The sequence below is a fragment of the Amycolatopsis thermoflava N1165 genome (assembly GCF_000473265.1).
Taxonomy (GTDB): Bacteria; Actinomycetota; Actinomycetes; order Mycobacteriales; family Pseudonocardiaceae; genus Amycolatopsis_E; species Amycolatopsis_E thermoflava.
Window position 1 is genome coordinate 3,123,253 of sequence record NZ_KI421511.1, and the last position, 14,083, is coordinate 3,137,335.

General features: G+C 74.2%; 12 protein-coding genes. 6 read left to right on the forward strand and 6 right to left on the reverse strand.

Annotation, left to right across the window (positions count from 1 at the left end):
• The first annotated feature begins 27 nt into the window (after nt 1–27).
• Nucleotides 28–3,246, forward strand: a complete 3,219-nt coding sequence (locus tag AMYTH_RS0115635) for a BTAD domain-containing putative transcriptional regulator (RefSeq protein WP_027931118.1) — start codon at nt 28–30, stop codon at nt 3,244–3,246.
• Here the strand turns inward: AMYTH_RS0115635 and AMYTH_RS0115640 are convergent.
• The 3 genes from AMYTH_RS0115640 to AMYTH_RS0115650 form a co-directional block, all read right to left on the reverse strand.
• Nucleotides 3,228–3,803 carry a dihydrofolate reductase family protein gene (locus AMYTH_RS0115640; RefSeq protein WP_027931119.1) on the reverse strand — a complete coding sequence of 192 codons (576 nt, stop codon included), beginning with the start codon at nt 3,801–3,803 and terminating at the stop codon, nt 3,228–3,230. The two genes, AMYTH_RS0115635 and AMYTH_RS0115640, sit on opposite strands and share 19 nt — an antisense overlap.
• Nucleotides 3,804–4,237: 434 nt before the next feature.
• Nucleotides 4,238–5,098 (reverse strand): NAD(P)-dependent oxidoreductase, encoded by an 861-nt coding sequence (locus AMYTH_RS0115645; protein ID WP_027931120.1) that lies wholly within the window; start codon nt 5,096–5,098, stop codon nt 4,238–4,240.
• Complete coding sequence (locus tag AMYTH_RS0115650) at nt 5,095–5,970, reverse strand: NAD(P)-dependent oxidoreductase (protein WP_027931121.1); 876 nt, start codon at nt 5,968–5,970, stop codon at nt 5,095–5,097. Before AMYTH_RS0115650 ends, AMYTH_RS0115645 begins: the two co-directional genes overlap by 4 nt.
• Before the next feature lie 74 nt (nt 5,971–6,044).
• Here AMYTH_RS0115650 and AMYTH_RS0115655 point away from each other — a divergent pair, with 74 nt between their 5' ends.
• On the forward strand, nt 6,045–9,233 hold the full coding sequence (locus tag AMYTH_RS0115655; protein ID WP_027931122.1) for a BTAD domain-containing putative transcriptional regulator: 3,189 nt from the start codon (nt 6,045–6,047) through the stop codon (nt 9,231–9,233).
• A gap of 111 nt (nt 9,234–9,344) precedes the next feature.
• Here AMYTH_RS0115655 and AMYTH_RS0115660 read toward each other — a convergent pair whose 3' ends face one another.
• From AMYTH_RS0115660 to AMYTH_RS0115670, 3 genes are read right to left on the reverse strand one after another with little or no spacing between them, the layout of a single operon-like run.
• The gene (locus tag AMYTH_RS0115660) at nt 9,345–9,878 is read right to left on the reverse strand and encodes a class IV adenylate cyclase (protein WP_027931123.1); all 534 of its coding nucleotides are present in this window, start codon (nt 9,876–9,878) and stop codon (nt 9,345–9,347) included.
• Nucleotides 9,879–9,920: 42 nt separating this feature from the next.
• Nucleotides 9,921–10,304, reverse strand: coding sequence for a PPOX class F420-dependent oxidoreductase (locus AMYTH_RS0115665; protein ID WP_027931124.1), 384 nt, complete (start codon nt 10,302–10,304; stop codon nt 9,921–9,923).
• A gap of 29 nt (nt 10,305–10,333) precedes the next feature.
• Entirely contained in the window at nt 10,334–10,921 is a 588-nt protein-coding gene (locus AMYTH_RS0115670) for a TetR/AcrR family transcriptional regulator (RefSeq protein ID WP_228684792.1), read from the reverse strand.
• 87 nt (nt 10,922–11,008) lie between these two features.
• Here AMYTH_RS0115670 and AMYTH_RS0115675 point away from each other — a divergent pair, with 87 nt between their 5' ends.
• The 4 genes from AMYTH_RS0115675 (at nt 11,009) to AMYTH_RS0115690 (ending at nt 14,008) form a co-directional block, all read left to right on the forward strand.
• Nucleotides 11,009–12,391 carry an MFS transporter gene (locus AMYTH_RS0115675; protein ID WP_027931126.1) on the forward strand — a complete coding sequence of 461 codons (1,383 nt, stop codon included), beginning with the start codon at nt 11,009–11,011 and terminating at the stop codon, nt 12,389–12,391.
• 45 nt (nt 12,392–12,436) lie between these two features.
• Entirely contained in the window at nt 12,437–13,204 is a 768-nt protein-coding gene (locus AMYTH_RS49930; protein WP_027931127.1) for a hypothetical protein, read from the forward strand.
• A 108-nt stretch (nt 13,205–13,312) separates the two neighbouring features.
• Nucleotides 13,313–13,513, forward strand: coding sequence for a hypothetical protein (locus AMYTH_RS0115685; RefSeq protein WP_027931128.1), 201 nt, complete (start codon nt 13,313–13,315; stop codon nt 13,511–13,513).
• A gap of 60 nt (nt 13,514–13,573) precedes the next feature.
• The gene (locus AMYTH_RS0115690) at nt 13,574–14,008 is read left to right on the forward strand and encodes an OsmC family peroxiredoxin (protein ID WP_027931129.1); all 435 of its coding nucleotides are present in this window, start codon (nt 13,574–13,576) and stop codon (nt 14,006–14,008) included.
• Nucleotides 14,009–14,083: the final 75 nt, after the last annotated feature.

Here is a 14,083-nt window from a genome sequence, read left to right on the forward strand (position 1 = left end):
CGGTCGCCGCGCCCGTAGGCTGGCGGCGTGCGGTTCGGGGTGCTGGGTCCGCTGGAGGTGCGGACCGCCGAGGGGGAGGCCGTCGTCGTCCCGGGGGCCAAGGTCCGGGCGCTGCTGGCCGACCTGCTCATCCACGCCGGCGAGCCGGTCCCCGCGCACCGGCTGATCGAGGACCTGTGGGAGCTGGACCCGCCCCGCGATCCCGCGGCCGCCCTGCAGGTCAAGGTCTCGCAGCTGCGCAGCGCGCTGGAGCGGGCCGCGCCCGGCGCCAGGGAACTCGTGGTGTCCCGGCCCGCCGGTTACCTGCTCGACGTGGAGCCGGACGCGGTCGACACGAACCGGTTCACGAACCTGGTCACGGCGGCACGGGCGGCGGAGTCGCCGGCGGACCGCGCTGCCCTGCTCGGCGAAGCGTTGTCGTTGTGGCGCGGGGACGCGTTCGCCGACTTCGCCGGCGCGCACTTCGCCGTCCCGGCGATCACCCGGCTGCACGACCTGCGGCTGACCGCGCTCGAAGACCGGATCGAGGCGCGGCTCGCGCTCGGCGAGCACGACCTGGTCGCGGGCGAGCTGGGCGACCTCATCGCCGCGCACCCGCTGCGCGAGCGACTGCACGGGTTGCGGATGCGCGCGCTCTTCCAGGCCGGCAGGCAGGCGGAGGCGCTGGAGGCCTACGACCGGCTGCGGACCCGTCTCGTCGAGGAGCTCGGGCTGGAACCCGGCGCGGAGCTTGCCCGGTTGCACCAGGCGATCCTGCGGCGGGACCCGGCGCTGGAGGCCGCGCGGCCCGTGCGCCGGCCCGTCACCAACCTCCCCGAACCGGTCACCGACCTGATCGGCAGGGCCGAGGCCATCGACGCGGTGTCGGCCCTGCTGGCCGCGGACCGGGTGGTCACGCTGACCGGACCGGGCGGGGTCGGCAAGACGCAGCTCGCCCTGGCCGCGACGCGCGAGTCGGCGAACCGGTTCCCGGATGGCACGTGGCTGGTCGAACTCGCCGGGTTCGCGCGGTCCGGCGACCGGGACCCAGACGCCGCGATCGCGGACCTCGTCACCTCGGCACTGGGCATCCGGGACGACGCGGCGCTGGTCCTCCCGCCCGCCGCCGGGCACACGCCGCCACTGCGACGGCTCGCGGAAGCGTTGCGGCACAAGCGGTTGCTGCTCGTGCTGGACAACTGCGAGCACCTGATCGCACCGGTGGCGCGAGTGGCGGAGGCGCTGGTGCGCGCCTCCCCCGGCCTCGTCGTCCTGGCGACCAGCCGGGAACCACTGGGCGTCACCGGGGAACGGCTCTGGCCGGTGCCACCCCTGGACCTGCCCGGCCCGGCGGACGCGGATCCGGCCCGGCTGGCGGAATCCAGCGCCGTGCGGTTGTTCGTCGCCCGCGCGGCCGCGTCCGCCCCGGGGTTCGCGCTCCGCGCCGACAACCAGCGCGCCGTCGCGGCGATCTGCCGCACGCTGGACGGGCTCCCGCTGGCCATCGAACTCGCCGCCACCCGGGTGCGGGCGCTCGGCGTGCACGATCTGGCCCTGCGCCTGGAGGACCGCTTCCGCGTCCTCACCGCGGGCAGGCGGACGGCCCCGGCCCGGCAGCGGACGCTGCGCGCGATGATGGACTGGAGCTGGGACCTGCTGTCGGCCGCCGAACGCGCGGTCCTGTCGCGGCTGGCCGTGCACGCCGACGGCTGCACGATCGCGGCCGCCGAGCACGTGTGCGCGGGCGAGCCGGCGGGCGACGTGCTGGAGGTGCTCGCCGGCCTGGTCGACCGGTCGCTGGTCGTGGCCGACACGACCGGGGACACGCGCTACCGCCTGCTGGAAACCGTCGCCGCCTACGGCAGGGAACGGCTTCAGGCGTCGGGCGAGGCGGAGCTGATCCGCCAGCGGCACGCCGGGTACTACGCCGGGTTCGCCGAACAGGCCGCCGACCGGTTGCGCGGCCACGACCAGCGGACGTGGCTGGAACGGATGGACGCCGAGTCGGCGAACCTGCGGGCCGCGCTCACCACCGCCGTCGGGCAGGACGACGCCGCCACGGCGTTGCGCTTGGTCAACGCCGCCGCCTGGTACTGGTTCCTGCGCGGCAAGCACCAGGAGGCGCACCGGTGGATCACCCGTGCACTGGCCGTGCCGGGGGACGCGCCGGGCGGCGCCAGGGCGGAGGCGACGGCGTGGCAGGCGGCGATGGGGTTCCTCAACGGCAGGCACACCGACCCGATGCGGGACAGCGCCGAGGTGCTCGCCAAAGCAGGCGACGCGGCGGCACTGGCCAGGGCGCAGTGGTTGTTCGGGTTCGTCGGGCGCAGCGGCGCCCCGGACGCCGCCGCGGCGCTGATCGACCGCGCCGGCGCGGCCTTCCGGGAGCTCGGCGACCGCTGGGGTCTGGCCGCGACGCTGTGGGCGCGCGCGGACCAGGCGATGCTGCGGGGCGACCTGGACGCGGCCGCGCGCGACGGCGCGGAGGCCGCGGCGTTGTTCGCCGACCTCGGCGACCGGTGGGGCCAGGTGCAGACGGCGAGCCTGCTCGGCGTGCTGGCCGAGATCGGCGGCGACCACGAACGGTCCGCACGGCTGCACCGGGAAGCGCTGCGCAAGGCGGAGGAACTGGGGTTGTGGCCGGTGGCGTCGCACGAGCTGTCCCGCCTCGGGCGGCTGGCCCTGCTCGGCTCGGACCACGCCGCTGCGGAGGACCTGTCCAGCCGGGCCCTGCGGCTGGCCACGGAGCACGCCTACGAACCGGGGATCAACTTGGCGCGGGGCGGGCTCGGGATGTCCGCCCGCCGCCGGGGCCTGCTCGACGTCGCCGAGGAGCACCTGCGGAACGTGCTCGCGTGGGAGCGCCGCATCAACTACCGGGTCGGGATCGCGTTCGCCCTCACCGAACTCGGGTTCGCCGCCGAGCAGCGCGGTGACGCGGAAGCGGCGTGGTCACTGCACCGGGAAGGGCTGGACGCGGCGCGCGCGACCGGCGACCCCCGCGCGGTGGCGATCGCGTTGGAAGGGCTGGCCGGGGCGCACGTGCTGGCCGGCGAACCGGACCAAGCGGCCTGCCTGCTCGGCGTGGCCGCGGCGGCCAGGGAGTCGGCGGGCGCGCCGCTGCCGGCGGCCGAACGGTTCGACGTGGACCGCATCACCGCCGCGGCGCGCCGGCTCCTCGGCGAAGCCGCCTTCGCCGAGGAGTTCGACCGCGGCAGGCGCATCCCGCCGTCCGACCTGCCGCTGGATCAGCGAACCACGTCGTAGACCAGCTTCTGGATGCCGTTCGAGTAGGACTCGCTCTCCAGCAGCTTCAGGCCCTGCTTGTCCTTGTCGGTGTCGCTGAACAGGCGCTTGCCCGCGCCGAGCAGGACCGGGAACACCAGCAGGTGGTAGCGGTCGATCAGGCCCGCGTCGGACAGGTTGCGGTTCAGCGTCGCGCTGCCGTGCACGATGATCGGCCCGCCCTCGGTCTCCTTCAGCGCCGCCACGTCGTCCAGCGACCGCAGGATGGTGATCTCGCCCCAGTTGGTGACGAGCTCCTCGTCCTTCAGCGTGGTCGACACGACGTACTTCGGCATCGCGTTGTAGCCGGGGAACTGCTCGGTCATGCCCGGCCACACCGGGGCGAAAACCTGGTAGCTGACGCGGCCCAGCAGCATCGCCGTGGCCTCGCCCTGCTCGCGGGCCTTGATCTCGTAGGCCGCCTCGTCGAACTCGATGCCCTGGAAGGTCCAGCCGGCGTTGCGGTAGCCCGGCTCGCCGCCGGGGGCTTCGACGACGCCGTCGAGCGAGACGAACGCGGTGGTGATCAGGGTGCGCATGAGGACTCCTTCGGTTCATCCGACGGTGCTTTCGTCAATGCATCGATCGAGCATCGCCGGATTCGACACCTCCCGCGAAGTTTTTTCAGACGGCCGGCGCGGCCCGGCCCGCCGCGACCACGAGGGCCTGCTCCGCCACCCGCCGGCCGAGGTGCTCGGCCGACGCTCGGCTGGATGTCGGTCGTTCCCGGGCCATCCGCGGGAGACGGTGCCGTCGTCCCGTGCGACGATCAGTGGATCGGCCCCGCACCCCGGGGAAGGTCAGCGAGACCGGCTCGGTCAGGTAGGTCCACATGGCGTAGCCGGAGAAGTAGGCCAGCTGCAGCCGCGTCCACGGCGTGGCCGGCTCATGCCCGGCGAACGACGCTCGTCTTGGCGATCAAGGTGACGCCGGTCTCGCGGTGCTCGTGCCGGGCACGAGCACCGCGCCGGGCTCACCGCTTCGCGACGACCTCCCACAGGCTGGTCCAGTTGTCGCCGCCGTGGCCGGCGGCGATCGCGCGGTCGTACTGCGACTTGACCGCCTCGGGCAGGGCGAGGTCCACGCCCGCGTCCCGGCACGCCTGCAGGATGTGCTCCGCGGTCGCGCCCATCATCGTGGCCGTGCTCAGGTCCCCGGGGTAGGCGCGCGCCCGGGTCTGGCTCACCGTCTCGTCCAGATACGACGCCGCCAGGCCCGAGACCTCCCTGGCGAAGGGCACCAGCCGCGCCGGGTCGGCGCCTTCGGCCGCCAGCAGCGCGAAGGCCTGCAGGTACGCCGACAGCGAGGTGAGGAAGACCGTCAGCTCCGCCTGGTAGAAGAGCTGCGCCAGGCCGTGGTCCTCCCCCAGGTACTCCGGCCTGCCGATGTGCCGCAGGACCGGCTCGTGCTCGGCGAAGACGTCGCGCGGGCCGCTGTAGAAGACGTACGAGGCCTCGGCTCCGACGAGCGGCGCGGGCACCATGATCCCGCCGGCCACCAGCGTCGCGCCCCGCTTCGCGAGCCAGGCCGCGGCTTCCCGGGTGCGCTGCGGGGTGTCCGAGCTGAGGTTGACCACGACGCGTCCGGCCAGAGCCTCGCCGGCGTCGCCGAGCACGTCGTACATCGCCTGGTAGTCGGTGAGGCTGAGGATCACCAGCCCGGCGGCCTTCAGCGCCTCCGCTGGCGTGCCGGCGAGGACGGCGCCGCGGGCGACGACGTCGTCGGCGCGGCTCTTCGTGCGGTTCCAGACGGTGACTGCGGTGCCGTGCTCGAGCAGCACCCGCACCATGGCCTGTCCCATGGGGCCGAGGCCGATCACTGTCGCGCTGGTCATGCGTTGTCCTTCCGGAGATAGTGGACGATTCCTGCGACGTCCTCGTGGGCGTGCCCGTCGGCGGCCCGCTGCCGCATCAGCCTGCCGAGCGGGGCGAGCAGTTCGCCGCTGACGCCCTGTTCGTCGGCGGTGCGGAGGAGGTTGTCGAAACCGGCGGCCTGCATGCCGAGGTTGGAGACGACGCCGGTGGCGTAGTCGCCGCTGTCGATCTGTTTCGCGGCGGTGTCCACCAAGCCGCTCATGGCCTGCAGCCAGCGGGTGAGCATCGGCGCGAAGCCGGTGGCGGGCGCGCCGTCCGACGTGGCAAGCGCGAGGGACTGCAGGATGCCGCCGAACATGCCGTACATGCCGGTGAGCAGTGCGATGTCGGTCAGCGCGGCACGGCCGACGTCCTCGCCGAGGTAGACGCTTTCACCGAAGACGTCCAGTGCGGGGCGGGCGCGGTCGAACGCCGTGCGGGATCCGCTGTAGAGCACGAACGCGGCCGGGCCGCCGATCATCGGCGGCACGGCCATGATGCCGCCGTCGAGGTAGTCGGCGCCCTGGCAGGCGGCCCATTCGGCGAACTCGCGAGCCTGGCCGGGGGTGCCGTTGGTGAGGTTGACGATCGTGCGGCCCTGCAGGTTCCCGGCGCCGAGCACCTCGCGGACGGAGTCGTAGTCGAGCAGGCAGGCGACGACGACCGGGCTCGCGGCGACGGCCTCGGCGGGGCTGGCGGCGCGCGCGGCGCCGCGGGCCACCAGGGCGTCGGCCTTGGCGGCGGTCCGGTTCCACACGGTCACCGGGTGGCCCGCCGACAGCAGCGCTCCGGCGAGCGCGGTGCCCATGGCGCCGAGGCCGAGCACCGTGGTGGATGGCGTGTCAGTGGTCATGTCGTGAAGGTGCCGGAGCGTTCGCACGGTTCGCGCACGGTTTTCTGTCGGTGCCCGTCGCTACTGTCTGTCGCGTGAGGTTTTCAGTGCTGGGTCCGCTCGCCGTGCAGGCGGCCGACGGCGCCGCGGTCGCGGTGCCGGAGGCGAAGGTCCGCGCGCTGCTGGCCGACCTGCTGGTGCACGAGGGCAGGCCGGTCCCGGTGTCGCGCCTGGCCGACGACCTGTGGGGCGAGCGGTTGCCGGGCAACCCGGCCAACACGTTGCAGACGAAGATCTCGCAGCTGCGCCGCACGCTCGAGGCGGCCGAGCCGGGCGCCCGCGCGCTCGTGGTACGGCAGCCGCCGGGTTACGCGTTGCGGGCGCCGGAGGACGCGGTAGACGCCCGCCGGTTCCGCGCGCTGGTGGGGCGGGCGAAGGCCGGGCGGGATCCGGCTCGGACGGCCGCGCTGCTGCGCGAAGCGCTGGCGCTGTGGCGGGGGCCGGCGCTGGCGGATTTCGCGGAGGAGCCGTTCGCCGCCGGGTACGCGCAGCGGCTGGAGGAGGAGCGGCTGGCGGCGGTCGAGGAGCTGGCGCAGGCCCGGCTGGCGCTCGGCGAGCACGTGGAGCTGGCGGGCGAGCTGGGCGATCTGGTGGCTGAGCACCCGTTGCGGGAACGGTTGCGCGCGTTGCACATGCGGGCGCTGTACCGGTCGGGGCGGCAGAGCGAGGCGCTCGCCTCCTACACGGCGTTGCGGGAGCGGCTGGCCGGCGAGCTGGGTCTGGAGCCGGGGCCGGAGCTGGTGCGGTTGCAGCAGGCGATCCTGCGCCAGGACCCGGCCCTGGATCCGGCGCCGGATCCGCCGGGTCCGCGGTCGAACCTGCCGGTGCCCTTGACCGATCTGGTCGGGCGTGAGGCGGCGGTGCGCGAGGTCCGGCAGGCCCTGGAGCACGCGCGGCTGGTCACGTTGACCGGGCCTGGCGGGGTCGGCAAGACGCGGCTCGCGCTGGAGGCCGCCGGCGGGCTCGCGGTGCCGGACGGGGTGTGGCTGGTGGAGCTCGCCGGGCTCGGCGAGCGCGGTCCGGCGCGCCCGGCCGAGGCCGTCGCGGCGGTGCTCGGGGTGCGGGACGACGCGGGCGATCTGACGGCGCGGCTGGCGGACGCGGTGCGGGACCGGCGGTTGCTGCTGGTGCTGGACAACTGCGAGCACCTCGTCGAGCCGGTCGCCGCGCTGGCGGCCCGGCTCCTGGCCGCGGCGCCGGGCCTGCGGATCCTCGCCACGAGCCGGGAACCGCTCGGGCTCACCGGCGAGACATTGTGGACGGTGCCGCCGCTGGGCATCCCCGCCGAGGGCCACGCCGACCGGGAACGGCCGGCTGCGGAAGTGCTGCCGTCGGTGCGGGAGTTCAGCGCGGTGCGGCTGTTCGTCGCGCGAGCCGCGGACGCGGCGCCGGGGTTCGCGCTCACGGAAGGGAACGTGCACGCGGTCGCCGCGATCTGCCGCACGCTCGACGGGTTGCCGCTGGCGCTGGAACTCGCCGCCACGCGGGTGCGGGCGCTCGGCGTGCACGAGCTGCTGGCGCGCCTGGGTGACCGGTTCCGCCTGCTCGCCACGGGCGCCCGGGACGCGCCGGCGCGCCAGCGGACGTTGCGCGCGATGATCGACTGGAGCTGGGAGCTGCTGTCCACATCGGAGCGTGAGGTGCTGCGGCGGCTCGCGGTGCACGCCGAGGGGTGCGGGCTGGAGGCGGCCGAGGAGGTGTGCGGGGGCGAGCCGGGCACGGTGGTGGACGTGCTGGGGCGGCTGGTCGACCGGTCGCTGGTGGTGTGCGAGCACGGGGAGCTGGGCCCGCGGTACCGGCTGCTGGAGTCGGTGCGCGCGTACAGCCTGGAGCGGCTGGCCGAGGCAGGCGAGACCGAGCCGGTCCGGTCCCGGCACGCGCGGCACTACACGGCGCTCGCGGAACGCGCGGACCCGTTGCTGCGCCGCACCGGTCAGTGCCACTGGCTGGAGACGCTGGACGCGGAGTCGGCGAACCTGCGGGCGGCGCTCGACACGCTGATCCGCCAGGGCGCGGCGGACGAGGCGCTGCGGTTGGTGACGAGCCTGTCGTGGTACTGGTTCCTGCGCGGGCGGCTGGGCGAGGCGCTGCGTTCGTTACGGGCGGCGCTGGCGGTACCGGGCGAGGTGGCGCCCGGCCGCCGGGCCGCGGCGCGGGCCTGGCTGGCGGGGCTCGGCGTGCTGGCCGGCGGGCGCGTCGACCCGGCGGTGGCCGAGGAGGCCGCGACGATCCCCGACGTGGCGGTGCGGTCGCGGGCGCTGTGGTTCCTGGGGTACGTGCTGGGCACGGTTGCGGATCTGACCGGGGCGTCGAGGCTGACCGGCGCGGCGCTGGACGGGTTCGCGTCGCTGGGTGACAGGTGGGGCACGGCGGCGGGGCTCGCCGATTCGGCCAGTCAGCTGATCGCACGCGGTGAGCTGGCGAAGGCCCACGCGGCCGCGGAGGAGAGCGCCGCGATCTTCGCGGAGGTCGGTGACCGGTGGGGCCAGGTGCAGGCGTCGTTCGCGCTGGGCACGCTGGCCGAGTTCGAGGGCCGCTATGCCGACGCCGAGCGGTTGCACACCGAGAGCCTGCGGCGGGCCGAGCAGCTGGGGTTGTGGCCGGAGGTGTCCTACCAGCTGTCGTGGCTGGGCCGCACCGCGTTGCTCGCGGGGGATTTCGCCGAGGCGCGGCGCCTGCACGAGCGCGCGGAGCGGGTGGCGCTGGAAAGCGGTTTCACGCCGGGCGAGATGTACGCGCGGACGGGCCTCGCGCTGGGCGCGCGCCGGGAGGGCGCGCTGGACGAGGCGGAGCGGCAGTTGCGGGTGCTGCTGGACTGGCACGGGCTGGTGGAGCACGAGCCGGGCAACACCCTGGTGTGCGCCGAGCTGGGTTTCGTGGCCGAACTCCGCGGCGACGCCGACGGGGCGTTCACCTGGCACCGGCGAGCACTGGACATCGCCCGACGGGCCGCGGACCCCCGGGCGACAGCGCTGGCGCTCGAAGGCCTCGCCGGCGCCCACGCCCTGACCGGAGCCCCCACGCTGGCGGCCCGGCTGCTGGGGGCCGCGGACCACGCCCGCCGCTCCGTCGGAACCCCACTCCCCCCAGCCGAACGCGGCGACGTCGACCGCATCGAGACCAAGGCCCGCACGGCTCTCGACGAGGAAACCTACGCCGCGGAGCACGCCCTCGGCGCCGGCCTGACGCTGGAGGACCTGATCGCGGAAGGCCAGCCCGCGTGAGCATCCGCCACCGCCCCGCGACGGCCGCGGAAGGCCGGTCGCGTGACCGGCTTGTGACGGGCGGGTGGTGTGCCGGGTGGGAGTGGCGAGCCGCCCCACGCCAACTCCTCTTCAGAAGCGGAGCCGCGGGATCGATGCCAGGTCGATCCCGTAGCGCGCGTACACCTTGATCGTGTTCTCGCCCGTCAACCGGTCCTCCGTGAAGCCGAGCAGGCCCGCGACCCGCACGACGTCGGCCACCGTGGCGGCTTCGATCTCCAGGTAGGGCGGGATGAGCGGCCACTCGTCGATCTCCAGCCGCGCTCCGTCCAGGGTGAAGCTCGTGCGGCGGTTCTCCTGGTAGGACTTCGGCGTGAAGCCGAGGAGGCCGAGCAACTCCTGAGCGCCCGCGAAGTCGCCGACCGTCACCTCGGCCTCGTGCGTGCCGTCGATGGCGTCGCTGCGGATTTCCTTGACGCACAACGTCGTCTCGTCGCCGGTGTCGCGCAAGCGGATCCACTTCGACCGGTCCCCCGGCGTCACGTCGTAGACGTAGCGGCGCATCAGCCGCGTCCCTCCGATCCGCTCGCCGCCCGCACGCAGGATGCGCGCCGCGACGCTCCCGGGGTCGATGTCGAGGACCTTGGCTTCGTGCTCGATCGGCACTGGACTCCCTTCGCCGGTGGCGGTCGAGCCTAGCGGCCGTGATCACCCCACCGACCGGCTCGCCCGGGGACCGTCCAGTCCCCACGCGATGATCCGCGCCGGGGTGATCCGGATGATCTCCCGCGAGAAGTACGGCACCGGCGGCTCCTGGTCGGTCAGCGCCACCGCGCTGCCACGGATCTCCACCCCGCGCGGCGCCCACGGGTCCACCGTCGCCAGGTCGTCCACCACCAACGACACCGTGCTGCCCCGCTGGACGTTGCGGAACTTCTTCGACGCCCCCAGCGCGTGCCCGCCGATGACGATCGCGCCGTCGGCGACGAAGAAGTTGACCGGGTTGTTCTGCACCTGCCCGCCCGGCGACACCGTGGCGAGCCGGCCGAGCGGCTGGGACTTCAGGTAATCCAGTTCTGCTTCCGTGAACACGGGCGCGATTCTGCGGGTTGACGCGAACGTCAACGCAAGTCCGGCGGCGCCAGCAACGACCGGACCGTCGCGCTCACCACGGCGGGCGCCTCCGTCGCGCTCAGCCGTCCGGCGCGGTTCTCCTCGGCGGCCCCGTTGAGGACGTAGTGCACGACGTTGACCAGCCACGTGACCGGCAGATCCGTCCGGAACACGCCCTGCCGCCGGCCCCGCCGGATGAGGTCCTCGACCCGATTCGCGGCATCGCCGTGCAGTTCGCGGATGCGCGCCGCGGGCAGGAGACCTTCGGCGGCCTGCAGCAGCTTCGTCGACTCGGCCACGAGCGACCAGCTGGGCCCGATCAGCCGGGCCAGTGCGTCCCGCGCGTCGCCGTCGAGGTCGACCTCCGACAGGACCTCCTCGCCTGCCCGGATGGCGTCGGCGAGCGCGGCCTCGACCAGCGCCGCGCGATTGGGGAAGTGCCCGTACAACGTCATCCGGCCCACTCCGGCGGCCTTCACGATGTCGTCGATGCTCGCGTCCGGATCCCGGCTGAGCACCTCCCTGGCGGCGGTGACGATGCGGGCGATGCTGCGCTCGGCGTCGGCGCGCCGGCGCGGTCGTGCGGAAGTGCTCACCACCGAAGTCTAGCTCGTACGGGAATGTACGAGTTAGCATGACGGTTGTAAGTCGTACTTCGTCGTACGAGTTAACCGGAGAAGATGATGTCGGATTCGTTCGCAAGACCCGGTGCGCACCCGCTGCGGTGGCGCATCCTCGGCTTCCTCGGGGTCGCCCAGCTGATGCTGATCCTCGACGTCACGGTGGTGGCGATCGCGCTGCCGCACATCGAGACCGACCTCAGCATGAGCCGCGAGGCGATGACCTGGGTGGTCAGCGCGTACACGCTCACCTTCGGCGGGCTGCTGCTGCTCGGCGGCAGGCTCGCCGACCTCGCCGGCGCCAAGCGGATCGCGCTCGCCGGGCTGGTGGTCTTCACGGTCGCTTCGCTGGTGACCGGGCTGGCCGGGTCGTCGGCCGTGCTGCTGGGCGGCCGGATCGCGCAGGGCGTCGGCGCGGCGCTGTTGTCGCCGGCGGCGTTGTCGCTGGTCGTGGGGCTCTTCGACGGCGACGAGCGGAACAAGGCGCTGGGCGTGTGGTCGGCGCTGGGCGGCGGCGGCGCGGCTCTCGGCGTGCTGCTGGGCGGGCTGCTCACCGCGGGGCCGGGCTGGCCGTGGGTGTTCTGGATCAACGTGCCGATCGGGCTCGTCATCGTCGTCGCGCTGGCACGGATGCTGCCCGGCACGGCGCCGGTGGTCCCGGGCGCGCGGCTGGACGTGCTGGGCGCGCTGCTCGTCACCGCCTCGTCCGGGGCGCTGGTGTACGCCCTGATCAACGCCGGGGACCAGGGCTGGCTGACCGCGACGACCGGGTGGCTGGTGCTGGCGGCCGCGGTCGGGTACGTGGCGTTCGTGGCGTGGCAGCGCAAGACGAAGGCGCCGCTGATGGACGTGCGGCTGCTGGTCCGCCGTCCGGTGGCGACGGGCACGTTCCTCATCCTGATGGCGACGGCGCTGACGGTCGCGGTGTTCTTCCTCGGGACGTTCTACTTCCAGCAGGAGCGCGGGTTCAACGCGCTGGTGACCGGGTTGCTGTTCCTGCCGGTGGCGTTGCTGACGATGGCCGCGGCGAACCTCACCGGGCGGGTCATCGGGCGGTTCGGCGCGCGCCCGCTCGCGGTGGCCGGGCTGCTGGTCGCCGCGATCGGCCTGACGGTGCCCGCGCTGGTCATGAACGCCGCGGTGGTCGCGATCAGCATCGCGGTCGCGGGCGCCGGCACCGGGGTGCTGTTCGTGGTGGCGTCGGCGACGGCACTGGGGCAGGTCGCGCCACACGAGGCCGGGATCGCGTCGGGCATCGTGAGCACGTTCCACGAGTTCGGGGCTTCGCTGGGGGCCGCGGTGGTGTCGAGCGTCGCGGCGGCGAGCCTGGTCGCGGAGACGCTCGCCGGCTTCCGCGGCGGGTTCCTGGTGTTCGCCGTGACGGCCGCGGTGGCCGCCATCGCCGCCGGCGCGCTGTCCCCGGGGCGCCCGTCGGTCAAGGTCTGACGACCCGGCCGGTTACGCCGGGCTGTGGCGTGGCGACTACCGCACGTGGACGAAGATCTCGCGCGTGACGCGCTGCGGAGCCGGGAGCGCGACCTCCGGACCCGGCGCCGGGCCCGGCGCACGGCACTGGCTCTGGTCGTGCTGGCGGTCGCCGCCCTCGGCTGGCAGCTGACTCCGGCGGCGACGTCGTGGTGGCCGTTCCTCACCGAGTGGTGGCCGCTGGTGGCGGCCGTCGTGGCGCTGGTGGCCGCCGGGGTGCTGTGGTCGCGGAGCCTGCCCCGCCCCGCGGCCGCCGGCTCCCGCGCGGCGGACCGCTGGTCCCGCATCGGCGGGATGGTCACCACGGTGACCGCGCTCGGCGCGCTCGTGTTCACCGCGATCTCGTTGCAGGCCACCCGGGACCAGATCGAGGTGGCCCGGCAGGGACAGATCACCGACCGCTACACCCGCGCCGTCGACCAGCTGGGCGCCGAGGGCGCCGCGAACTTGCACCGGCGGCTCGGGGGGATCTACGCGCTGGAGCGGATCGCGGTCGACTCGCCGCGGGACCAGGCGACCATCGTCGAGGTCCTGTCCGCGTTCCTGCGCTCCACCAGCCCGCGCGCCCAGGGTGAGCCGTGCCCGCCGACGCCGGCGGACGTGGCGGCCGCCTTCGCGGTGCTGACCCGCCGCGACGTGTCCCGGGATCCCAGTCCGATGGTGATCGACCTGCGCGAGCTGTGCCTGCGGGAGGTGCGGGCGGTGGACGGCGACCTGAGCGGGATGTCGCTGATCGGCTCCGATCCGGCCGGCCGCCGTCCGGGTAGCCGGTGAACGGGTTCCCTCGACTGTGAGGAGCGGCAACGACGAGCGACGTTCTGCTGACCGGGTTGGCGTCCGCCCTGATCAGGGCGACGAACCCGGGTCGCCGAGGGCGGCGCGGTGCTCGCCACCGTCCCACTGGACCGGGCCGGGTTCGCGTGCGCCCTGGGCGGCGCGGACGGCCGGACGTTGTTCACGCTCGCGGCGGACTGGCGCATGGCGGACGGGTTCGAGGACAATCTGGAGCGTCTGCTGACCGGGCCGGAGACAGGTCAGGTGTGCACGGCGCGCGCTCCAGCCGCCCACGCCGGCCACCCGTGACCGCCCTGGCCGCGCCGCGGCCTCGCCCGTGTGCAGCGCACGAACCGGAGGAGGTCCGCCATGACCGACCGTCAAGCCACCACGACCTGGACCGGCGACCTGCCGAGCGGGTCCGGGGAGACCAGCCTCGACACGTCGGAGCTGACCACGTTCGCGGTCTCGTGGCCCGCCCGTGCCGAGGAAGCCGGCGGCAAGACCAGCCCCGAGGAGCTGATCGCCGCAGCGCACTCCTCGTGCTACTGCATGCAGCTGTCCGGCCTGCTCGGACGCGCGGGCACCCCGCCGGAGCGGATCCGGGCCACGGCGACGGTGTCGTTCGGCCCGAAGTCCGGTGGCGGGTACGAGATCAAGGGCATCGCGCTCGCGGTCCGCGCGACGGTGCCGGGCGCGAGCCCGGACGACTTCCGGAAGATCGCCGAGGACGCCAAGGAGACGTGCCCGGTCTCCGCCGCATTGGCGGGCACCACCATCACCCTCGACGCCGAGCTCGAGTGACGGCGGTTCACGATCTGAAAAACCCGTGCTGTGACACGGTTCGCGATCATTGGAGGCGCGCGACGGGCCGCTGCT

Excerpts from the sequence above, each read along its gene's own strand:
- AMYTH_RS0115645 (WP_027931120.1), bottom strand. The coding sequence starts at position 5,098 with ATGACCAGCGCGACAGTGATCGGCCTCGGCCCCATGGGACAGGCCATG.
- AMYTH_RS0115690 (WP_027931129.1), top strand. The coding sequence starts at position 13,574 with ATGACCGACCGTCAAGCCACCACGACCTGGACCGGCGACCTGCCGAGC.
- AMYTH_RS0115650 (WP_027931121.1), bottom strand. The coding sequence starts at position 5,970 with ATGACCACTGACACGCCATCCACCACGGTGCTCGGCCTCGGCGCCATG.
- AMYTH_RS0115675 (WP_027931126.1), top strand. The coding sequence starts at position 11,009 with ATGTCGGATTCGTTCGCAAGACCCGGTGCGCACCCGCTGCGGTGGCGC.
- AMYTH_RS0115640 (WP_027931119.1), bottom strand. The coding sequence starts at position 3,803 with ATGCGCACCCTGATCACCACCGCGTTCGTCTCGCTCGACGGCGTCGTC.